Annotated in this window: 16 protein-coding genes, 2 pseudogenes and 1 riboswitch; of the genes and pseudogenes, 6 read left to right on the plus strand and 12 right to left on the minus strand. The window is 38.0% G+C overall.

What is annotated here, in order from left to right; all coding sequences use genetic code 11:
• Positions 1–67: 67 nt before the first annotated feature.
• Positions 68–1,864, plus strand: coding sequence for an urease accessory protein UreH domain-containing protein (locus H0184_RS07160; RefSeq protein ID WP_221822962.1), 1,797 nt, complete (start codon positions 68–70; stop codon positions 1,862–1,864).
• A gap of 39 nt (positions 1,865–1,903) precedes the next feature.
• Here H0184_RS07160 and H0184_RS07165 read toward each other — a convergent pair whose 3' ends face one another.
• The 5 genes from H0184_RS07165 to H0184_RS07185 form a co-directional block, all read right to left on the minus strand.
• Positions 1,904–3,265: a sensor histidine kinase gene (locus H0184_RS07165; RefSeq protein ID WP_221822964.1), complete on the minus strand. Its 1,362-nt coding sequence runs from the start codon at positions 3,263–3,265 to the stop codon at positions 1,904–1,906.
• Positions 3,266–3,952 carry a response regulator transcription factor gene (locus H0184_RS07170; RefSeq protein WP_221822966.1) on the minus strand — a complete coding sequence of 229 codons (687 nt, stop codon included), beginning with the start codon at positions 3,950–3,952 and terminating at the stop codon, positions 3,266–3,268.
• Between the two features lie 128 nt (positions 3,953–4,080).
• The gene (locus tag H0184_RS07175) at positions 4,081–6,492 is read right to left on the minus strand and encodes a heavy metal translocating P-type ATPase (protein WP_221822968.1); all 2,412 of its coding nucleotides are present in this window, start codon (positions 6,490–6,492) and stop codon (positions 4,081–4,083) included.
• 81 nt (positions 6,493–6,573) lie between these two features.
• A complete protein-coding gene (gene copZ / locus H0184_RS07180; protein WP_221822970.1) occupies positions 6,574–6,780 on the minus strand; it encodes a copper chaperone CopZ in 207 nt (68 codons plus the stop codon).
• A 328-nt stretch (positions 6,781–7,108) separates the two neighbouring features.
• Positions 7,109–7,843, minus strand: coding sequence for an urease accessory protein UreH domain-containing protein (locus tag H0184_RS07185; protein WP_221822971.1), 735 nt, complete (start codon positions 7,841–7,843; stop codon positions 7,109–7,111).
• 239 nt (positions 7,844–8,082) lie between these two features.
• Here H0184_RS07185 and H0184_RS07190 point away from each other — a divergent pair, with 239 nt between their 5' ends.
• A complete protein-coding gene (locus H0184_RS07190) occupies positions 8,083–9,258 on the plus strand; it encodes a chromate transporter (protein ID WP_221822972.1) in 1,176 nt (391 codons plus the stop codon).
• Positions 9,259–9,669: 411 nt separating this feature from the next.
• Here the strand turns inward: H0184_RS07190 and H0184_RS07195 are convergent.
• From H0184_RS07195 to H0184_RS07205, 3 genes and pseudogenes are all read right to left on the minus strand, one after another.
• Positions 9,670–10,779, minus strand: a pseudogene (locus tag H0184_RS07195) (vitamin B12-dependent ribonucleotide reductase); the annotation flags it as partial.
• Positions 10,780–10,839: 60 nt separating this feature from the next.
• Positions 10,840–11,775: a PDDEXK family nuclease gene (locus tag H0184_RS07200; protein WP_221822973.1), complete on the minus strand. Its 936-nt coding sequence runs from the start codon at positions 11,773–11,775 to the stop codon at positions 10,840–10,842.
• A 195-nt stretch (positions 11,776–11,970) separates the two neighbouring features.
• Positions 11,971–13,413 (minus strand): annotated as a pseudogene (locus H0184_RS07205) (vitamin B12-dependent ribonucleotide reductase); the annotation flags it as partial.
• Between the two features lie 378 nt (positions 13,414–13,791).
• Here H0184_RS07205 and H0184_RS07210 point away from each other — a divergent pair.
• Positions 13,792–14,271, plus strand: coding sequence for an SRPBCC family protein (locus H0184_RS07210; protein WP_221822975.1), 480 nt, complete (start codon positions 13,792–13,794; stop codon positions 14,269–14,271).
• 40 nt (positions 14,272–14,311) lie between these two features.
• Here the strand turns inward: H0184_RS07210 and H0184_RS07215 are convergent, their stop codons facing one another.
• Positions 14,312–15,148: a lipoate--protein ligase family protein gene (locus H0184_RS07215; protein WP_221822976.1), complete on the minus strand. Its 837-nt coding sequence runs from the start codon at positions 15,146–15,148 to the stop codon at positions 14,312–14,314.
• Positions 15,149–15,339: 191 nt separating this feature from the next.
• Between H0184_RS07215 and H0184_RS07220 the strand changes: the two genes are divergently transcribed.
• A complete protein-coding gene (locus H0184_RS07220; RefSeq protein ID WP_221822977.1) occupies positions 15,340–15,723 on the plus strand; it encodes a rhodanese-like domain-containing protein in 384 nt (127 codons plus the stop codon).
• Between the two features lie 257 nt (positions 15,724–15,980).
• Here H0184_RS07220 and gcvPB read toward each other — a convergent pair whose 3' ends face one another.
• From gcvPB to gcvT, 3 genes are read right to left on the minus strand one after another with little or no spacing between them, the layout of a single operon-like run.
• On the minus strand, positions 15,981–17,441 hold the full coding sequence (gene gcvPB / locus H0184_RS07225; RefSeq protein ID WP_221822978.1) for an aminomethyl-transferring glycine dehydrogenase subunit GcvPB: 1,461 nt from the start codon (positions 17,439–17,441) through the stop codon (positions 15,981–15,983).
• Positions 17,434–18,780 carry an aminomethyl-transferring glycine dehydrogenase subunit GcvPA gene (gcvPA, locus tag H0184_RS07230; protein WP_221822979.1) on the minus strand — a complete coding sequence of 449 codons (1,347 nt, stop codon included), beginning with the start codon at positions 18,778–18,780 and terminating at the stop codon, positions 17,434–17,436. The genes gcvPB and gcvPA overlap by 8 nt, the downstream gene beginning before the upstream one ends.
• 21 nt (positions 18,781–18,801) lie before the next feature.
• Positions 18,802–19,905 (minus strand): glycine cleavage system aminomethyltransferase GcvT, encoded by a 1,104-nt coding sequence (gcvT, locus tag H0184_RS07235; RefSeq protein ID WP_221822981.1) that lies wholly within the window; start codon positions 19,903–19,905, stop codon positions 18,802–18,804.
• 193 nt (positions 19,906–20,098) lie between these two features.
• Positions 20,099–20,187, minus strand: a riboswitch (glycine riboswitch).
• Positions 20,188–20,341: 154 nt separating this feature from the next.
• On the opposite strand from gcvT, the gene H0184_RS07240 reads away from it, so the two are divergent.
• Complete coding sequence (locus H0184_RS07240; RefSeq protein ID WP_221822983.1) at positions 20,342–22,030, plus strand: DEAD/DEAH box helicase; 1,689 nt, start codon at positions 20,342–20,344, stop codon at positions 22,028–22,030.
• Complete coding sequence (locus tag H0184_RS07245) at positions 22,008–22,799, plus strand: YqhG family protein (protein WP_221822985.1); 792 nt, start codon at positions 22,008–22,010, stop codon at positions 22,797–22,799. The genes H0184_RS07240 and H0184_RS07245 overlap by 23 nt, the downstream gene beginning before the upstream one ends.
• Positions 22,800–22,850: the final 51 nt, after the last annotated feature.

The raw sequence follows: 22,850 nt of genomic DNA on the forward strand, positions 1-22,850 counted from the left end.
TCATCAACACAAAAGTTCTCTATACTTTACCTATTAATTAGCATTACAAGTAAAGGCAGGGAACTTAATGACCATTCTAAAAGAAACCATTAAAGTATATGAAATGACTTGTGCATCCTGTGAAAAGCGGGTAGAAAGAACAGTAAAAAAAGTAGATGGAGTACAACATGTAAAGGCTAGTTTTAGTGGTCAATATGCTGAGATTGAATATAATGGTGAACGTTGTAACATGAAAGAAATAAAATCAGCCATTCATAGTGTGGGTTACAGCACAGAAAATCCAAAAGACTTTAAGTTTATTGGCATTCTAATCGCGGCAGCGGCGGTTGTGCTGTTAGGAATCAATTCCGGAGCTTATGATATGGAATCACAACTAAATAACGCTTCTTATGCTGTGTTATTTGTTGTAGGTGTGATTACCTCCATTCACTGTGTGGGAATGTGCGGCGGGATTATGCTCTCACAGAGTATTGGAAAAGAGAGTAAAAACAAATTCGAGGCCATAAAGCCGGCTCTTTTATATAATGCCGGAAGAGTAATCGCCTATACGCTCCTAGGCGGCATAGTAGGTGCAATAGGTTCGATATTCGCTCTTTCTCTTACAGTAAAAGCCGGTTTACAGCTATTTGCTGGTGTTTTCATGATTATGATGGGCTTTAATATGGCAGGATTTAAAGCTTTCAGGAAGTTACAAATTAAATTACCTAATGCAGCATGCAGAGCCATGAGTAAACCAAGAGCCCCATTTTTTGTTGGACTTCTCAATGGATTAATGCCCTGCGGACCTTTACAAACTATGCAAATCTTTGCATTAGGAACTGGAAGTGCAGCTGCTGGAGCATTTTCTATGTTCGTGTTTTCAATTGGTACTGTTCCATTAATGTTAACGTTCGGTGCATTATCAGGATTATTAAGTAAAGGATATACAAAGAAAATCCTCAAATTCAGCGGTATTTTAATCATAATGCTTGGTCTTCTTATGAGTAATAGAGGTCTTGCTCTAGCAGGAATGAATTTGAACCCCATGGGTATCATGGCTAATGTTGGAGCGTTCGGGGAGTCTAACAGCTCATCTGAATCATCCATGGCAATTAAAGCAACTATTAAAGATGGTGTTCAGGTTTTAAATATGAGTGCGAAAGTCAGCGGCTATACTCCGAATACACTTTATGTACAAAAAGGCCTTCCTGTAAAATGGGTTGTTGAAGGCGAAGAGATTACTGGCTGTAACAATACAATCGTTGTACCAGATATGAATATTCAACAGAAGCTGCAAAGTGGAAATAACTTAATTGAATTTACTCCTGGTGAAGAAGATTTAAACTTTAGCTGCTGGATGGGAATGAAGCGGGGTGTCATTAAGGTAGTAGATAACCTTGAGGCAATTACTGCGGAAAGTAGTGATGGCGATGGCCTTGATACTGCTGTTACTGCGCAAGCAGAGAGTGCCGCACCAACACAGGCAAGTATTTACGGTGAAGATATTAGCAAGACTGCTACAGAGCGCTTGGTTAAAAAAGCAGAAATAACTTCTACTGAGCAGAGTATTACTATAAAAGGGACTGGATATGAATTTGAACCGCTGATAATGGTGGTTAATAAAGGTCTGCATACGAAAATGACTCTGGACTTAACAACCTTTGATAATGCTGACGGTTATTTTATGATATTGAATTCCTCCACTATGCAGATTGTTACCGTTTTTACAGGCTCAAAAGGCATCAATAATATTGATTTTACTATTAATAATATTGGCTCTTATGGGGTCTACCTAAATGAACAAAAATTACTTGGAATTATTGAAGTAGTAGAGGATGTAAATTCGGTAAACTTAGAAGAAATAAGAGCTAAATACCTTAAATAATAAAAAAAGAGCTTTGGTAATCGATTTGATTATCAAAGCTCATTCATTTAAATAAATCTTCACAGTAGTACCTTTGCCATCCTCACTTGCAACCTGAATCTTAGCATTGTGAAGTTCTAGGATATTCTTAACAATCGTTAATCCAATACCGTTGCCTTCAATTTGATTTCTACTTATGTCCCCTCTATACAGCCTTTCAAAAATAAAAGGTAAGTCTTCCTGTTTGATCCCGATTCCGTTATCAATCACTTCGATAATGATCTTTTTCTTTTCTTTATATAGTTTAATAAGCACCTTTCCATTTTCCTCGGTAAATTTCAGTGAATTTGATAATATATTTATTATTACTTGTTTCATTTTATCTTTATCTGCGATGATTTGATATTCATCTGGGAGAATCTCATATTCAATACTTATCTTTTTGTTTTCAGCACCCATTAAGAAATCCTTGCAAATCTCTGAAATTAATTGATCCAGGAAGATAGGTTCATAATTTAGCTTTATACTCTCTGATTCAAATTCCTTTAATAAATTTAAGTCATTTATTAATTTTCCAAACCGAATGACTTCCTCATTTAAATAATTTAATCCTTCTTTTGTTACAGGAGAAATTCCATCAATCATAGCCTCAAGATTGTTCTGTAAAATGTTTAATGGGGTTCTAATCTCATGCGTAATGTCAGACACCAGCCTTTTTCTAAGGGTGTCCTGATACTTTAACTTTCCGGCAAGTATATTCACACTCTTTCTTAGATCCTCTAACTCTACAATATTACTTTTAATACTAGATTCTGTATTAAAGTTACCTTGTGATAAACTTACAGACATTTTAGCTACTTCTCTTATCGGGGTAGAAAATTGTTTTGAAAAATAGAGACTCAGGCTAATGATGATAATAAGAGCGAGTGCACCACTGACAATAATACTTTTGTTGATAGATGACTTGAAGGTTAAATCTTCCTCCGACAAAAGCACTGATGAATATTGCCCGATATCTACAAAACCAACAACTTTACCATCCACTTTTATTTCAAATGTCTTCGTTGAATAAATACCGCCATCATGCCCAGTCATTTCTCCAATATGGATTTGAGTATTTAAGTCATCCGGATCCATTCCCCAAACGGCCTGTTTGCTGCTATCTAAAAGCGTCAAACAATAGTTGCCCATATATGCCTCATGCATTAATTCGATACCTGTTTTTGGGGTCCACTTCCCTTCCCTTTTGTAGGCTTCCTCAAAATAAGATACGATTCTGTCGTACCTCTTGTTTTGGATATCAATCATGTATTCATTAAATTTATTGGAAACCGTCATATTAACAAAAACAGTAACCAGCAGGATGGCTGAAACAACAGATAGTACCAATAAAATACTTAATCTTCTGCTGATAGATTGCACTTACTTCTCACCGCCAAACTTATATCCTGCTTTCATTACCGTAATGATATATTTAGGGTTCTTCGTGTCTTGTTCTATCTTTTTACGGATATTTTTTATATGCACATCAATGGTTCGATCATAGCCATTAAAATCTACTCCAAAGATTTTATCAATCAGCTGTTCCCTAGATAACACATTTCCTTTTGCCGTAACCAGCGCACAAATAATATCAAATTCATTAGGTGTAAAAGGAATCTCTTGCCCCAATATTCGAACGGATCTTTTATCACAATCAATCAATAAATAACCATCGTTAAATATTATCTTCGATGATGGAAACTTAGATCCTATCCTCCTAAATAAGGCATTAACTCTAGCTGTTAATTCTCTAGGGCTAAATGGCTTCACCAAATACTCATCCGCACCAATATTTAATCCTTCTATTTTGTCATTTAATGCTCCCTTTGCTGTCAGCATAAAGATATGCACATCAGAGGATTGCCGGATTATTTTACATATCTCTTCTCCACTTATATCAGGAAGCATTAAATCAAGAATAATTAATTTAAAATCTTCTGTAGTAAAAATATCTAACCCTTTTAACCCTGTTGCTGCGCTATGGACGATGTAACCCTCTTTTTCCAAATAGCCTTTAATCACTGTAGACACACTAGTTTCATCTTCTATCAGCAAAATATGATTCATCCTATTTCACCCAGCCTAGTAAATTTGATTCCTTATAAGATAAGTATAATAGTTAAAGATAGTGAAAAATGTGAAAAAGGCTGACAATTATGTGTCAGCCTTTTTTGTTGAACGAAGAAGTTTCACAATTATAGTTTTACTTTCTGTAATCGTAAAGCATTAAGAACAACGGATACCGAACTGAATGCCATTGCTGCGCCAGCGAGCCAAGGAGCTAAAAACCCGAGTGCTGCAAACGGGATCCCGAGTGAATTATAGGCGAGTGCCCAGAAAAGATTTTGCTTTATATTAGTGATGGTTTTCTTACTCATGAAGATAGCGTCAGCAATACTATTTAGATCTCCGCGAATAAGGGTAATATCCGCCGCTTCCATTGCTACGTCCGTTCCAGTACCTATAGCCATCCCAATATCTGCAACCGCTAATGCTGGTGCATCGTTAATTCCATCTCCGACCATAGCTACTTTTTTACCTTGTGCTTGTAATTTCTTAATTTCATCTGCCTTTCCCTCTGGAAGAACTTCTGCAATTACCTGGTCAATACCCGCTTGTTTAGCAATCGCTAACGCAGTCTGCTGGTTATCACCAGTGATCATAATGACATCAAGCCCCATGTCCTTCAGGCGGGTAATCGCATTTTTTGACGTTTCCTTAATCGTATCAGCAACTGCAACAGTACCTGCATATTGACCATCAATCGCGGCAAGCATGGCTGTCTTTCCTACCCTCTCTAATTCATCCATTTTCCCTAAAGCAGCGGCAGCATCCACGTTAAACATATTCATTAGCTTTCTTGTACCAATTAATAATTCTTTTTCGTCAACCCTTGCTTTAATCCCATAACCAGGAATAGCTTCAAATTCTGTAACCTCTTTTATTCCAATCCCTTTCTCCTTAACACCTTTAACAATCGCTTGTGCAAGGGGATGTTCCGATTGTTTCTCGGCAGAGCCAACGAATGATAGAAATTCATCTTCTGATAATCCATTTGTGAAAACATCTGTTAAAACAGGTGTTCCGTTTGTGACTGTACCGGTTTTATCTAAAACCACAGTAGTTATACGGTGGGTCATTTCTAAATGTTCTCCACCCTTAAACAAAATTCCATACTCAGCAGCACGACCTGAACCAGCCATGATAGATGTTGGTGTTGCCAGTCCTAGTGCACATGGGCAGGCAATAACAAGAACTGCAATCATTTTTTCTAAGCTTTCCGCAAAGTCTCCAGGAGCAACCCACACAAACCAGATTATAAAAGTAATAACGGCGATTCCAACAACGATTGGTACAAATACTCCAGAAATTTTATCGGCAAGTCTTTGGATTGGCGCTTTTGAACCTTGTGCCTCTTCCACTACTTTAATAATTTGGGCTAATGCTGTATCCCTGCCAACCTTTTTCGCTTCAACTTTAAGGAATCCGTTTTTGTTTAGTGTAGCCCCAATCACATCATCACCGAAGGTTTTGTCAACAGGAACACTTTCACCAGTCAGCATGGACTCATCAATGGCAGAATTCCCTTCAATGATGGTCCCATCAACTGGTATTTTTTCACCTGGTTTAATATAGAGAATATCCCCTACGACCACCTCTTCAAGTGGAATGATCTGTTCTTGCCCATTTCTTTCAACTGTTGCACTCTTAGCTTGAAGTCCCATTAATTTCTTAATCGCTTCTGAGGAACGTCCTTTAGCTTTTGCTTCAAAAAGCTTTCCTAAGATGATTAAGGTAATGAGGACGGCACTTGTTTCATAGTAAAGCTCAAGTGAGTGAGAACCCATCGAAATCGACATAATCGATAAATATAAACTATAAAAATAGGCTGCGGAAGTACCTAAAGCTACCAGTACATCCATATTGGCACTTTTATTCTTTAATGCTTTATAAGCCCCTATATAGAACTGGCCGCCAATTAAAAACTGAACTGGGGTGGCCAAAGCCAATTGGAACCATGGATTCATAAATATTTCTGGAACCCAGATAAAAGAAGTAAACGTAAAGTGACCAACCATTGCCCATAATAAAGGGAGTGAAAGAATGGCAGAAATAATAAACTTATTCGTTTGTTTTTTAATTTCCTTTTGACGATGATCGGTTGATTCTTTTGCTTCTTCTTTTACACGTGCTCCATATCCTAGCTTTTCTACTTTTTGAATAATATCATTAGGCGTTAAAGCAGTACCGTTATACTCGACTGTTGCTTTTTCTAGTGCTAAATTCACATTTGCTTTAACGACACCTTCTAATTTATTCAGACCCTTTTCTATACGCGCAGAGCAGGCTGCACAGGTCATCCCTGTGATATCAAACTCTGTTTTCTCAGTAACAACCTCATATCCAAGGTCCCTAATCTTTTTCTCAATGTCTTCAACCTTTAGTTTTTCTGGATTATATTTAATGGCTGATTTTTCTAAAGCAAGATTAACTGTTGCAGTTTCTACGCCATCTAATTTATTTAAGCCCTTTTCGATTCTAGTAGCACATGCCGCACATGTCATACCGGAAATCTGTAAGTTGGTTTCTTTTAAACTTTGACTCATAAAAGTCACCTCTCATACCCCGCGTGGGTATATATTTTTGTAAAAAGAACGTGCTTATATTAGCACGTATCCTTTCGTATTTTACTCTACGTCGTAACCTTGATCATCAATTGTTTCTTTTATTTTGTCCAGTGAAACCTCTTGGTTGTTAAATTCAACATCGACTGTTTTTGATTTTAAATTAACTTTCACAGAGTTTACTCCGCTAAGTTCACCAACACTTCCTTCAACCGCTCTTACACAGTGATCACATGACATTCCTTGTACGTTTAATGTAACTTTTTCCATTTTATATACACCCTTTCTAATTTATCTTTTATTAAGGTATTGCTTATATTTATATTTAACCATACCCCCCTACCCTATGTAAAGCCTTTTTCAGAAATTCATTTTATTTTTTCCTTATCCTCACATTTTTTAAAGGCCGTGATAAATTGGGCTGTTGATTTGTGCTCCAGGCGCTTCGCTTTCCGCAGGCGGTTCGGGAAGCCTCCTCGAGCTAAAGCGCCTGTGGGGTCTCCCCTGTCCCGTCCTCCTGCAGGAGTCTCGCACCTTCCGCACAAATCAACAGGGTGCCAAAATCTATACTTTCCCTTTAGGAAACAAGAAAACATCCTTATAGAGACCAGTAAGTAAGGGTATCAAATATTCCTAAGAGGATCATTAATATGCCCGATGTTCTTTGAATAAACATACCAAACTTTCTTCCTTTTTTCATTAATACGCCTCCACCGCCTAGGTACCAAATAATAAGTATAAATACAATTAGCGGCAGCGCTGTCCCAAATGCAAAGATAGAAGGCAGAATAAACCCATATGAGCTTGATAATACAATCGGCATTAAGGTAACAAAAAACAGAATAAACATCGTTGGACAAAAAGCTAATGAGAAACTAAATCCTAACATAAAAGAACCAAATGGCGTTTCTTGTTTATATTCTTTCGAACCTTTAAATAAATTAATGGTCCCATTCAATTTAATAAGTCCTAACATATAAATTCCAACAATTATTAATAATGGCCCCATTATCTTGCGAATCCAAGGAAAATAATAAATGAGTTCATCTTGAATTTCTCTGCCTAATATCCAAACCAGAAACCCTAATAATGAAAAGGCTGCTACCTTACCTAAAGTAAAAAACAATACATCCTTCCAAACAATTTTCTGTTGAAAAGATCGATTACCATATAGCGTCAAGGCACTGATGTTCCCAGTAAGCTGGCAAGGGGCCAGTGCTCCTACAATCCCCAATAACAGTGCAAAGATTATTGGCAATGATTCTAGGTTATTAGCAATAATAAAAAAAGGTTTGCTAACAAACGAACTAAATTGGCTCATTAAATTATACATAGCTTTCACCTGCATTCTAGTAAATAAGACTATTTACTAATTACTACTATTTCTATAGTACTCAGATTATATGAAGATGGCATGAAGAGATTTTGACAATTTTGCAACAACTTTTCTCAACTGAAAATTTACTTTCTATTTATTTAGTGTATTTTTAATATTATTTACAAACAATTTACACGAAACCTTTGTGGAAAGACTTACAATTGTATTAATTATTCATTTTCTAAGGGGGATTTATGAAACAAAATATATTTTTAGAAATTCTTATTGTTTCTACCAAACTTGGTCTAACCTCATTTGGCGGCCCGGTTGCTCATTTAGGGTATTTTCATGAAGAGTATGTTCGAAAGAGAAAGTGGTTAGATGAGCAGGGATATGCCAACTTAGTTGCACTCTGTCAATTTTTGCCTGGTCCTGCCAGCAGTCAAGTTGGAATAGGTATTGGAGTACTTCGTGGCGGGTTTTTAGGTGGAATACTAGCATTTATCGGTTTTACTGTACCTTCAGTTATCGCACTAATCTCTTTTGCGCTTATTCTCCAAGGTATGGATATTGGGCATTCAGGATGGATTCATGGGTTGAAACTGGTTGCAGTTGCGGTTGTTGCTCATGCCATTATAGGTATGGCACAAAAGCTAACACCCGATCTTTCCCGTAAAACAATAGCTCTAGTTGCCTTAATAGGTACTTTACTATGGCAAACTGCTTTTACACAGGTTGCTATTATCCTGCTGGCAGCTGGGGTTGGATTCTTTATTTTCAAGGAGCAGAAGGTGGATTCCTCTCCTAAGTTACAGTTTCCTATTTCTCAAAAGGTTGCGTATGTTTGTTTAGGTTTATTTTTCGGATTTTTGGTTCTGCTTCCAATCTTAAGAGAGCTGAGTACTTCTAGCTGGGTTGCCATGTTTGATAGTTTCTACCGCTCGAGTTCTTTGGTTTTTGGCGGAGGGCATGTGGTTTTACCGCTATTGGAACGTGAATTTGATCCAAGCGGTTTGCTCAGTAAAGAAGCTTTCTTAGCTGGTTATGGTGCCGCCCAGGCTGTACCTGGCCCATTATTTACCTTTGCTGCCTATATTGGTGCTGTAATGGGTGGATGGGCTGGCGGAATAGTAGCAACCATTGCTATTTTTCTGCCTGCGTTTTTGCTGGTTTTAGGTACATTACCGTTTTGGAATAGCTTAAGCCACAATCCAAGAATAAAAAGTGCCCTTATGGGGGTAAATGCAGCGGTGGTTGGTATTTTAATCTCTGCTTTTTATAATCCTATATGGACGAGTTCAATCCTAGCACCAATTGATTTTGCAATTGCTGCCCTGCTGTTTTGCATGCTTGCCTATTGGAAGCTGCCACCTTGGGTGATTGTAGTAACCGGTGCTATTGGGGGTTACTTGCTTAGTTTTATTGGTTAAAATCGCCATAAAACGAGGCTTCCCGATAGTAGTGGCTATTCGTGCCCGTTAAGACTGAAAAAGGCTGGCAACGGTAATGAATAGAGGCTATTCGTGCCCTCTTAAACTGAAAAAGGAGGTTAGTGGTAACGAATAGAAGCTATTCGTGCCCTCTCAAGCTGAAAAAGGAGATAGAGGGTAACGAATCTAAATAGATATAAGATTATGTGAATATATAATTTAACTATCAGGTTATTTTAACAATGGATGATATATTTAATAAGGAATATAAGATTATAAATAAAAAAACGCTTGGATATATTACTTATCCAAGCATTTTTTCATGTTATTCATTGTTAAAATTGCTGTTGAAGGTACTATGAAATCAGAGGTGGTTTCCACAGTAAGTATATTCCCTACTCGAAGGACGTCCTACAAACCACACTTAAGCTGTGTTCCACAGTTAGAACATGTATTACAGCCGCCGATTTCTTTTACTTTACCTTTGCGGCAGACTGGACATGTGTTACCTACTTCTGAACCAATAGTTACATCTGTTGAGCGAAGGTCACTTATTGTATCCACAAGAACTACATGCTGTTTCGTTTTTTCTTTGAAAGTTGGAACTTCGTTTTCTTCTGCCTTTAGGGTAAGGACCTGCGAGTCACGTGAACCGTCAACATAAACAGTACCACCCTTAGCTCCGCCTTTATAAAGACGTTCGTATACTTTTTCAACTTGCTCCACACTATATCCTTGTGGTGCATTGACAGTTTTACTAATAGAACTATCAATCCAGCGCTGAATTACACATTGAACATCTGCATGTGCTTCTGGTGCTAATTCCATCGCTGCAACAAACCAGCTTGGAAGATTATCAGCATCTGCTTCTGGGTGACTATCTAGGTATTCTTGAACGATATCAGCTTTCACTTCAATAAATTTACCCAAACGTCCGCTTCGGAAATACGAGAAAGAGAAATAAGGTTCAAGGCCAGTGGAAACCCCAACCATGGTCCCAGTGGATCCAGTAGGAGCAACAGTTAACAAATGTGAATTCCTTATTCCATTTTCTAATATAGATTGGCGAACATCTTCAGGCATTTTTTTCATATATCCTGTATCGATGAATGCTTGTCGTAAACGGTTTGTTTCTTCGCGTGTTTCACCATTCAAGAATGGGAAGCTACCCTTTTCCTTGGCCAAATCTACTGATGTTTTGTAAGCTGTGGTTGCAATTACTTCAAAAACCTGATCAACAAGTTTATTTCCCTGTTCTGAACCGTACATGGTTTCACAGTAAATAAGCATATCGTGTAAGCCCATTACACCAAGACCAACTCGACGCTCACCTAGAGCCTGTTTCTTATTTTCCTCTAGGAAGTATGGTGTAGCATTAATAACGTTATCCTGCATTCTAACGCCAACTGCTACTGTTTTCTTTAACTTCTCAAAATCTACCGTTTTTGTTTCCTTATCAGCCATTTCTGCAAGATTAACAGCTGCAAGGTTACAAACGGAAAATGGTGCAAGTGGTTGTTCCAGTTTGTTATCCTAAAGGCTTTTTATCCTCTAGTTCTAACGGTTGATTTTCCCGTTAGTTCAGCATATCTTTTCATTACACACCTTTTTCATAAAAATAATAAGCTCTTTTCTACCTAGATCCTCACCAAAAACTGCTTTTGAAATCACTCTTAAATCTTTTACTCCAAACCGTCTTTCTATTTCCTTAACTAGTGGACTGATTGAAGTTTTTATTTTATTCATTGGAGTTGATAGAATTAATTCAACATTTTCCAACGACCATTTAATAATAAAATCCCTAATTTCAATATGAACTATGGTTCTTTGTTTAACATATTCTTCAGTAGCATGTTGGATTGCTATGGATCCTGAACATTGTTGGCTACAAAACTTTTTAGGAGAGGTAATTAAACACTGGAACTCTTTACCACATTTAAAACAATGCCTGACTATTCTTAGGGTTTTTAATTTTCCTTTTTGAGCTAACCCAGTATTCCTTAACCCTTCAAGCATTTTTTGTTTAGCGGGACTATCTGAATTCCATAGTTTTCTTGTATGTTCTCCAATTCTCTTTTTGGTAGCTACTGAATGCATTATATTAAAATGACCATTTAAGGACCCGTGCAAAGATTTATTTATAGTGGTCTTATCATCATTAATCCATTCAGAGATTGTCTGATTCAAAGTAAATGGTAATTCACTATAAATACTTAAAAGTTCCTCATATGAAATAAGTTCACAAAAAATCTTGTAGTTAGATTCTAATGTTTCAAGTGATTTAAGAGCATTTTCTATAGCGGTTTTATTTCTAGATTTAACCTCAACTATTTTTTCCAACTCATTGGTGGAATTGTAGATAAAGAAATCGGGCTTATACATTTTATATCCTAAATCAAAGGTTTTCTCTTCATATCTCCAAGGAATAGAATTAAAGTCTAGAAATTTCGCGTATGCATACTCATAAGAACTTCTTAAATAAAATCCTTTATAAAAGCCAGCATACCCTCTATTCATCTCATAGACCCCTCAATTCCTTATTGACATTTGTGTAATGTTGCGGCCTCTTGCGAAGATTATAGTCTGCAAATGCAGGATCACTTCGTATGCGTTGCCCCTGACTAAAGTATTACCCTCAGCCTTCGGTTCGGATTCCCATCTCAGGGTTCCCGCTTAATTCCGCAATTTTTAACGTGAGGCAAACTAAGCCACTTTACCACACGGATTTGTTGCCACAACCTGCTGGCCATATGCTTTTGCATTTGTCATGTCGTTAGCATTATCAATAAAGAAGATTCCTGGCTCTGCAGAGTAGGTTGCGCAAATGTTAATAAGGTTCCAAAGCTCTTTCGCTTTAATTTTCTTATATACTCTCACTTTGTGACCGAGTCTTTCCCATTCGCGTACGTCTCCAACGTTATGCCATTCCTCATTGTAAATCTTCATTTCCTCTTTACTATAATGTTCTACATATGGGAAACGAAGCTCGTACTCACTATCATTTTCAACGGCTTCCATGAATTCCTTCGTCAAACAAATTGAAATGTTTGCACCAGTTAAGAATTCTGGATTATGAACGGTATAATTCCCGCCAGTTTGAAGCTTCTCTTCTGCCTCGGCAATGACTTCCTCACCAAAGCCACCAGTACCTGGAATATGCTTATAATTAACAATTCCCTGATACATTGCCTTTTCCTGTGCAGTTAATGGAGTAAATTTAAGTTTGTCCTTAGCATGTTTCTTAATCGTTTCATCGTTTGTATTCTCTATTAAAAATCGTAGAATTCTAGGATTTTGCATTTTAGAAATAATAAATTCAATAACATCTGGATGCCAGTCAGCCAACATGATCATCTGAGCTCCGCGTCTTGATCCACCTTGTTCCACTAGGTGCGTCAATTTCGCAATATCATCTAACCACGATACTGAACCAGAGGATTTTCCATTTACGCCTCTTGCCAAGGTGTTTCTTGGTCTTAGTGTAGAACCATTTGTTCCAACACCGCCTCCGCGGCTCATGATTTCCATTACCTGCTTACGGTGATCCGAGATTCCTTCGCGTGAATCAGGAACAAAAGGCATTACGTAGCAGTTAAAGAATGTTACGTCTGTTTCAGCTCCCGCTCCATAAAGAACACGGCCCGCTGGAATGAAGTTCATAGAAACTAGCTCATTGTAAAACTTCTCAAACCACTCGATTCGCTTTTCTTCCGTTTCTTCAACAGATGCAAGACCAGTTGCATTTCGCTTTGCAATTTGCTCATAAAACAGTTCTAGAGGCTTTTCAATGACATCTAGAGACCGCCAAATCGCTCCTGTTTCACTTTCTTCAGGGTCGTCAAGAACACCTCTAAATTCCTCTTCCACTAAAACCTTTGCTTTTTTACTCTCCCAATCAATCTCCATGATGTATCCAAGACCGCGTGCTGGGAATTTTGGATCTTCTTTTATAGTGAGAACAACAAAGTCGCCATTCGTTAGGGTGATTTTTGCAGTGTCTTTGAAGGTGTACCGGTCCAACATGACCAATCGTGAAACACCCTTATGAGTTATTTTCATATCTGGGGTAACCGGGTGCACTTGGGGGAATAAGTGGATATCCTCATTCAACCTTTCAAAATCAATATTCATTTTTTGTCTAAAAACTACAGACATGAGAACAACTCCTTCAAAAAATTCTATATCTTGTGTGGGATTCTAGTAAGTTATGCTATATCTAGCTGACTTGATATAAATAAGTTACCATAGGTAGATACAACAAATCAATATATAGTACCGAAAATATTTTCGACACCACTACATATTGTATTTGAGGCAAAAAATATAAACTTTGTCAAACTCAAAATAAACTAGAAACAAGAGAATAGGTAAGATATCTATTAAATTTCGGCAAAATACAGGAAAATTTAACAAATTTCGCAGGTTGCGATTTTTAAATCCAGGAATATCCACTTAAAAAAGGAGATAAAGTGATTATCGAGAATATTAAAACAGGTATACTTTAATAAAAGCCTTATTAAGGAGGAAATATAGATGATAGCACGAATTGAAAAAATGGAGAAGAATTATTTAGCTACCTATGAGCGTCACCTTAAACACCCGGTAGAAGAAGTTTGGTCGTATTTAACCAATAATGAAAAACTTTCAAAATGGTTTTCAGAGCTGAGAGTGGACGAACTTCGCGAGGGAGGCGTCATTAAATTTGATATGGGGGATGGAACATTTGATGAGCTTTCTATCCTAGAATTAAAAGAAAATTCCGTTTTGGAATTCTACTGGTGGAAAGATACAGTTCGGTTCGAATTAGCCAAGGAATCAAATGGATGTTTATTGCGACTAGTAGAAAAAATACATACCCTTACTGACCATACCCCAAGAGATCTTGCAGGATGGCATGTCTGTTTAGACGTGATAGAAGCATTGCTGGATGGCACGTCCATAATACGAGAAGAAGAATGGAAAATCTGGTACGAAAAGTATGTAAAGGAAATTGAAAAAGTAACTAGCCAATAATATGAAAGGCGAACTCCTATTCAAGAGTTCGCCTTTCCATTTATCTTTTAAAATTCCATTCATCACTTTCATAGCGTTCTTTAGCTATTTTATTTACATAAGCAAGTTCTTCCTCTGTTAATTGGTAGGATTCAAGTTCAATATTAAGTCCCACTGCAAAGCCTTTATAAAAGGCTTCTTTCGCTTCCTCTAAGGTAATTTTACGAGGACTGATTTCGTTAATGGCTACCGCTTTATTTTTGAAAGCGGATTTCATCCGTTCTTTAACTCGTTCATTTGGGTATTTGAATAAGCTGAAAAGCTTATCCTCATCTAAATCTAAAAGAATAGCACCATGTTGGAGTATGACACCCTTTTGTCTTGTCTGGGCACTTCCGGCTACCTTGCGACCTTCGACCACTAGTTCATACCAGCTTGGAGCGTCAAAACAAACAGCCGAACGAGGGTCCTTAAGTGCACTACGTTCTTCGTCCGTTTTTGGAACTGCAAAGTATGCTTCTAATCCTAGTTGATGAAATCCTTTTAGGATTCCTTCAGAAATGACACGATAAGCCTCTGTAACCGTTTTAGGCATTTCTGGGTGCTCCTCGGACACGATAACACTGTAGGTAAGCTCGTGCTCATGCAGCACTCCGCGTCCACCGGTAGGTCTTCTAACAAACCCTAATCCTTGGGCTTTCACTGCCTCTAAATCAATTTCCTTTTCAACCTTTTGGAAATAACCAATTGAGAGGGCAGCAGGTTCCCAGCCATAAAAGCGTATAACAGGAGGAATTTTCCCCTCGCTATGCCATTCTAGTAAAGCTTCATCCAATGCCATGTTAAAGGATGGGGAACAATTCCCAGAATCTATAAATCGCCAAACCTCTTTGCTCATATAAAAAACCTCATTTTTATGTAGTATACTCATTTTTTAGTCTACCAAAATCTGATATGAATTCAAAACGAGAAGTTTCTGTTATAATTCTATATGAGTTAGAGAAAAATTTTGTCGTTTATTCTTTATCTTTACACGATTGACTTATATAATAAAACATAGTGTAACAAGCTTGAAGGGAGCAATAGAAATTGAATTCACTTTATGTCCTACTAGTCATTATAGTAGCAGTTCTGGCTTATTCCGTTTTTACCTATTTTCAACAAAAAAGGATTGTTAAAACGGTAACGGAAGAGGATTTTCGTGCCGGTTATAGAAAGGCACAGCTTATTGATGTTCGTGAACCGAACGAGTTTGAAGGCGGTCATATTTTAGGAGCCCGAAATATCCCAATGTCGCAAATGAAAATGCGCTTGAAGGAACTTCGTCCGGACCTGCCTGTTTACTTGTATGACCAAAATGGTATGCGCAGTGCACGTGCTGCACAATTCTTATACCGTAAAGGTTACAAGGACCTTACCCAGCTTCAAGGCGGGTTTAAAAAATGGTCAGGTAAAGTTAAAACTAAAAAATAAACATATGGGGACTTCCGTAATGCGGAAGTCTTTTTATTTTTACGGATTGTATTTTTACGGATTGTTACCTAATTTCCTAGCCAAATCGCTTTTCGGGCACAATCATGCTTGGATTGTTACTCAATTTCTCTCCACAACCAACCTTCGGGCACAATTATGTTTGAATTGTTCCCCAATTACCTGGTTTCAGCAAATTTCGGGTACAATAACGAAAAGTGATCGGATTCATTACTCGAATCCGATCACTTTTTTCTACATTATGCCTTTTGGTATTTTAAGATTGGTTTACGAGCAGCTGTTGCTTCATCCATACGGCCAACCACGGTTGTATGCGGCGCTTCTTGTACGATTTCTGGGCTCTCCTCTGCCTCTTTGGCGATTTGAATCATGATATCAACAAAAGAATCAAGAGTTTCTTTAGATTCTGTTTCCGTCGGCTCAATCATAATACATTCTTCCACATTTAATGGGAAGTAGATAGTTGGCGGATGGTAGCCAAAATCAAGCAGGCGTTTAGCAATATCAAGGGTGCGAACACCTAATTTTTTCTGTCTTCTTCCGCTTAATACAAATTCATGTTTGCAATGTTTATCAAATGGAAGATCATAATATTCAGCAAGTCTTCTCATCATATAGTTCGCATTTAATACAGCATATTCTGTTACCGCCTTTAAGCCATCAGGACCCATGGAACGGATATAGGTATAAGCACGAACATTGATTCCAAAGTTACCATAGAAAGGCTTCACACGGCCGATTGATTGCGGACGGTCATAATCAAACACATACTCTTCATCACGTTTTGTAACTACTGGTTTTGGTAGAAACGGAATTAGATCTGCTTTTACACCGACAGGACCTGAACCGGGACCGCCGCCGCCATGAGGACCTGTAAATGTCTTATGAAGATTCAAGTGGACAACATCAAATCCCATATCTCCAGGTCTAGCTTTTGATAGAACGGCATTTAAATTTGCTCCGTCATAATAAAGCTTACCACCTGCACCATGAACGATTTCAGCCATCTCAACGATGTTTTCTTCAAAAAGTCCAAGGGTATTTGGGTTTGTTAACATTAAAGCTGCTGTATCCTCACCGACAACTCTTCTTAAATCATCAAGGTCAACTAAACCATTTTCATTAGATTTAACCGTGATTGTTTCAAGGCCTGCAACAGTAGCAGATGCCGGGTTTGTTCCATGTGCGGAGTCTGGAACGATAACCTTTGTACGCTTCAAATCCCCGTTTGCTTCATGGTAGGCACGAATCATCATCAATCCAGTCCATTCTCCATGAGCACCAGCAGCTGGCTGCAAAGTCACTTCGTCCATCCCAGTAATTTCAATTAAATGCTGCTGCAGGTCATACAATAGTTCAAGTGCACCTTGAACAGAGCTCTCGTCCTGAAGCGGATGAACATGAGCAAATCCGTTAAAACGAGCTACGTTTTCGTTAATCTTTGGATTGTATTTCATTGTACAAGAACCTAATGGGTAGAACCCAGAATCCACACCATGGTTTCTTCTTGAGAGCGCAGTGTAGTGGCGCATAATATCAAGCTCTGAAACCTCAGGCAGCTCAGGCTCCTCGCTTCGTAAATATCCTTCAGGAAGAAGGCTGCTTAGGTCTAGTTCCGGAACATCCATTTCAGGGAGACTGTATCCAATTCTGCCTGGTGTACTAAGTTCAAAAATGAGTGCTTGGTCTTGGTTATGCATTCAAATCCCCCACTTCTTTCACAAGTGTATCAATTTCTTCCTGCGATCTTTGTTCTGTTACTGCAACCAGCATATGGTTAGCAAGCTCCGGGTAGTCACGTCCTAAATCGTAACCGCCAATAATTCCTTTTTGTAACAGTTTTTGATTAATTTCTTTCACTGGTTTGTTTAATTTAACAACAAATTCGTTGAATGAATATCCATCATAGACAACTTCAAACCCAGCTTCTTTAAATGCTAGTTTTGCATAATGTGCCTTCTGTAAGTTAGCAGCAGCCATTTCACGCACACCTTTTTTTCCGAGGGCCGTCATCGCCACCGATGCAGCAAGAGCATTTAATGCTTGGTTTGAGCAAATATTGGATGTCGCTTTATCACGGCGGATGTGCTGTTCACGAGCTTGCAGTGTTAATACGAATCCACGGCGTCCTTGATCGTCTGTAGTTTGACCAACCAGACGGCCTGGTACCTTCCTCATTAATTTAGTTGTTACGGCAAAATACCCACAGTGCGGGCCGCCAAATGCAGCAGGAATCCCAAATGGCTGAGCATCACCAATGACAATATCGGCACCAAACTTACCTGGAGGTGTTAATACTCCAAGTGAAAGCGGATTACTTGAAACAACAAATAATGATTTGTTGGCATGAATGATTTCTTCTAGTTCCTTTAGAGGCTCAATTCTTCCAAAAAAGTTTGGATACTGGACGATAACAGCAGCAATCTCATCATTTGCTAATCCTTTTAAGGCTTCAATATCCGTAACCCCATTATTAACAGGAACCTCAATCACTTCAAGATACTGTCCTTTTGCATACGTTTTGAGAACTTCCTTTGATTCAGGATGAACAGCACCTGAAACTAGGATTTTTTTACGTTTTGTATGACCCGCACTTAACATCGCAGCTTCAGCTAAAGCTGTGCCCCCATCATACATTGAGGAGTTAGCAACATCCATACCTGTTAATTCACAGATCATAGTCTGGAATTCAAAGATTGCTTGAAGTTCACCTTGTGAGATTTCAGGCTGATATGGCGTGTATGCTGTATAAAATTCAGAGCGGGAAATAACATGATCTACAATGACTGGCATGTAATGGTCGTATACTCCTGCACCTAAAAAAGATACATTTCTTTTGAAGTCAGCATTACGTGAAGCCATTTTAAACAGTTCTTTCATCAAGGAAGTCTCAGATTTTGCAGCCTTGATGTTATATTCACCTTTAAATCTAACTTTTTCTGGAATATCGCTGAATAATTCATCAACAGAGCTAACGCCAATTGTATCAAGCATTGCCTTTTTATCTTCTTCAGTCATAGGTAAATATCGATGTTTCATAAACCTAATCTCCCCTCGTGTTTACTTTTCTCGTTTATAAAAAGGTGTTGGTACCACTTTCGCCTTTAGGCGTTTTCCGCGAATTTCCACTTCAATTTCAGAATCTAGTCCTGTATGTTCATTTTTAATAAGGACAAGTCCAATATTCTTTTTCAAGGATGGTGATTGCGTTCCAGTTGTAACCTCACCAATTAGCTCTTCGCCTTTATAAACTGGATACCCATGACGTGGTATTCCACGGTCAATCATTTCAATTCCTACTAATTTTCTGGCAGCACCCTTTTCTTTCTGCTGTTTAAGTGCTTCTTTTCCAATAAAATCTGCTTCTTTATTTAACTTAACAGCAAAACCAATCCCAGCTTCTAATGGAGAGATTTCAGGAGACAATTCTTGGCCATAAAGTGCTAAAGTTGCCTCGAAACGAAGTGTATCCCGAGAACCCAGCCCGCATGGAACAACGCCTTCATCTTTTCCAGCAGATAAAATTGCCTTCCAAAGGTCTACAGCATCTGACGCGTCGCAATATATTTCAAAGCCATCCTCACCTGTATAACCAGTGCGTGAGACGAGTGCGTTTTTTCCATTAATGGTTACTGCTTGTTGAAACTTAAAGAACCCAATGGTACTTAGGTCCGTATCACCTGCCAGCTTTTGAAGTACTTTTTCAGCTAGCGGTCCTTGCAGCGCCAATTGAGCCATTTTTTCGGACAAATTCTCGACCGAAACATTGCCCTCTAAATGGTCTTCAAGCCATTTGAAGTCTTTCTCAATATTCGATGCATTCACAACGAGTAAATAATGATTGTCTTCTATTTTATATACCAGCAAGTCATCAACAGTGCCGCCATTTTCATAGCACATTGCATTGTATTGTGCTCCGCCATTTTTAATTTTTGAAATATCATTTGTTAACATCTTTTGTAAGTAGTTTAAGCTGTCTGGACCTTTTACTTCGATTTCTCCCATATGAGAAACATCAAATAAACCAGCTCTTGTGCGTACAGATTCATGTTCTTCCTTGATGCTTGAGAATTGAACTGGCAGCTCCCAGCCGCCAAAATCAATTGTTTTACCACCAAATTCCTTATATACGTCAAATAGTGGAGTGCGTTTTAATTCAGTCATCAATAATCCCCCTTCATCCAAAGATGTTTTTCATTTGTTGCTCCAATATTAAATACAGCGCAAAAAAAGACAAAAAAGGACAGAAACCTCCCTTTAACGAAAAAGAAGGTCTCTGTCCTTGCACCTGAAAGTTTACCTAAGCTAGGCTTTCCCCTTTGGTGGCTGCCCTAAAAGTCAGCACTCTCCAGAGCTGCGTCAAACAAGAGTTCTTTTGCCTGAGAGATTCACACATTGTGCTTGCTCCTTCGGCGCTACATTTGTAGTCTCTCCCCTTGTCATCATTCGCATTATAATATTTTCACAAACGGGCCATACTAAAATATACATCTGAAAAAAATTATTTTATTGAAATAGTTAAAACATTCAAATCTATTACCATCCTACCACTAAAGCATAACGTGAGCAATAAATTTTTGTGCAAAAAGGAGCTGAAACCATGACTGTTACAATAGAATTTGATTCCTCCTGGCAGGATGAATTTATACATAGAATTGAGAATGATGGTCCTTGGGGAAGTTGGGAACTTTTCAAACTCGCGGTTGGAGTTGAAAAACATCTAGTTATTCCAGAATTCGAAGGCTTACAAGCACCAAAGCATTTACCGAATCTGACTCCGCTTCCACATCAACTCGAAACAGCTAAACAAGTTATTGAAAATATGAATGGAAAAGCTATTCTTGCAGATGAAGTGGGACTTGGAAAAACAATTGAGGCAGGCTTAATATTAAAAGAATACATGATTCGCGGCCTTGTAAAAAAAGTCTTAATTCTTGTCCCTGCATCATTAGTAACCCAGTGGTCTTTCGAGTTAAATAGTAAATTTTTTATTCCAGCCGTTTCCCAAAGAAAAAGTTATGTTTGGGAACAATGTGATGTTGTTGTATCGTCCATTGACACTGCGAAAAGGGAACCCCACCGGGAAATTATAAATAAGCAAGACTATGATTTAATTATTATTGATGAGGCACACAAGCTAAAGAATAATAAAACGAAAAACTATGAGTTTGTGCAAAATTTGAAAAAGAAATTTTGTCTGCTTCTCACTGCAACACCTATACAAAATCGGATTGAGGAGATTTTCAACCTCGTTTCTCTATTAAAGCCTGGACATTTAGGCAGTGAAACAGCATTCTTTGATAAATACAAACGGGATGCACGATCATTAAATGATAATGAGCATTTAAAAGAACTTGTTAATAAAGTAATGATTCGAAACCGCCGTGCCGATACTGGTATTGAATGGACAAAGAGACATGTTGAAACGATTACGATTGAATTCACGCCACAGGAAAAAGAATTGTATGAAGCTATTACCGATTTAAAAAGTGAAGGCGATTGGGTACAGGCAAGTTCATTCTCGGTAATGACCTTACAGCGTGAAGCCTGCAGCAGCAGAGAGTCCGTCTTTTATACCCTTAAAAACATGCTTCAAAAAAAGGAAAATCCAACAAAAGCATTCGAAGATCAAATTCAATATTTAATCACTAAGGTAGAAGCCGTTCAAACAAATTCAAAAGCAGAAAAAGCGCTAGAATTGATTAAAAAAATCGATGATAAGGTAATTATTTTTACCGAATATCGTGCAACCCAAATGTACCTACAATGGTATTTAAAGCAGCATGGTATTTCTTCTGTTCCATTTCGCGGCGGCTTTAAACGCGGCAAAAAGGACTGGATGCGCGAGCTATTTCAAAATCGGGCTCAGGTATTAATTGCAACAGAAGCAGGCGGTGAAGGAATTAATCTTCAATTTTGTAATCATATTATCAATTTTGATTTGCCGTGGAATCCAATGCGGCTAGAACAGAGAATCGGGAGGATTCACCGTTTAGGGCAGGAAAAGGATGTCATGATTTATAATTTTGCCATTAAGAATACCGTCGAAGACCATATATTAAAGCTTTTATATGAAAAAATAGAACTATTTGAGAAGGTAATCGGTGACTTAGATGATATTTTAACAAAGTTAGACTTTGGCAATATCGAGGATCACCTAATAGATATTTTCGGACAATCCTGCTCAGAAGGTGAAATGCGTATAAAAATGGAAAATCTAACATCGATGATTGATTTGGCTAAGGATATGCAGAAGGAGGATTCACATGCAGCAGCTGGAAATTCATAATTTTCTCATTCGTTATTTTCAAGCTAATGAATGTGAAATAACAGAAAATGGTCCTGGTTACTTAACCGTTCAGTTAACGATTGAAATGGATAAGGAATTAATGAACCGTCCTTTTTATTGGCATTACTTAGAAAAAACCGGCGGGATACCAAATCCAATGAAGCTTACCTTTATTACTAATCCACAAATGGTACCTGAACATATCAAAGGAGAAACCATTCATTTTGGTTCTCCTAGACTCCATCAAATTTTCGAATCAACAAAAAAGCTTTCTAGTTACATCCGACTTTATGAGAATCACAATAATGTGAATCTACAAACACCTTTAATGCCTTGGCTTTGTATGAACGTGAAGGTATCTTATCAATGTGACCGCAAACGCGATATTTATAAGTCGATTGGTTTGCAGCTCATTAATGGACAAATGGTAGAGGATTTTCATGACCGCCTGCAGGAGGTGCACCTGACTCCCAAAATACCTGACTATTCCTTTACATTATCTCCGCTTGTAAAACCAAAAAGTGGTATGGCGAGAATCGAAAACTATCTCAGAGCAATGATTGAACAAGATGATCATTCATGGGCAGACGAGGCAAGAAAACGATGGGAACAGGATTTACGGCTTTTAGAACACTTTTATGAGGATGTAGAAGAAGAAAACGAAAATTATGAGACCGAGAAAAAAGCACTACAAGAACAGTATGAACCAAAAATAAACATATCGTTTATAAATGGAGGATTGTTTTATTTAACTGATAAAGCTGTATAATCCGAAAAGCTCCAGCACCTAGGCGCTGGAGCTGGACAAAACAAGAAAGAA

The organism is Neobacillus niacini (genome assembly GCF_019749295.1).
Classification (GTDB): Bacteria; Bacillota; Bacilli; order Bacillales; family Cytobacillaceae; genus Neobacillus; species Neobacillus niacini_D.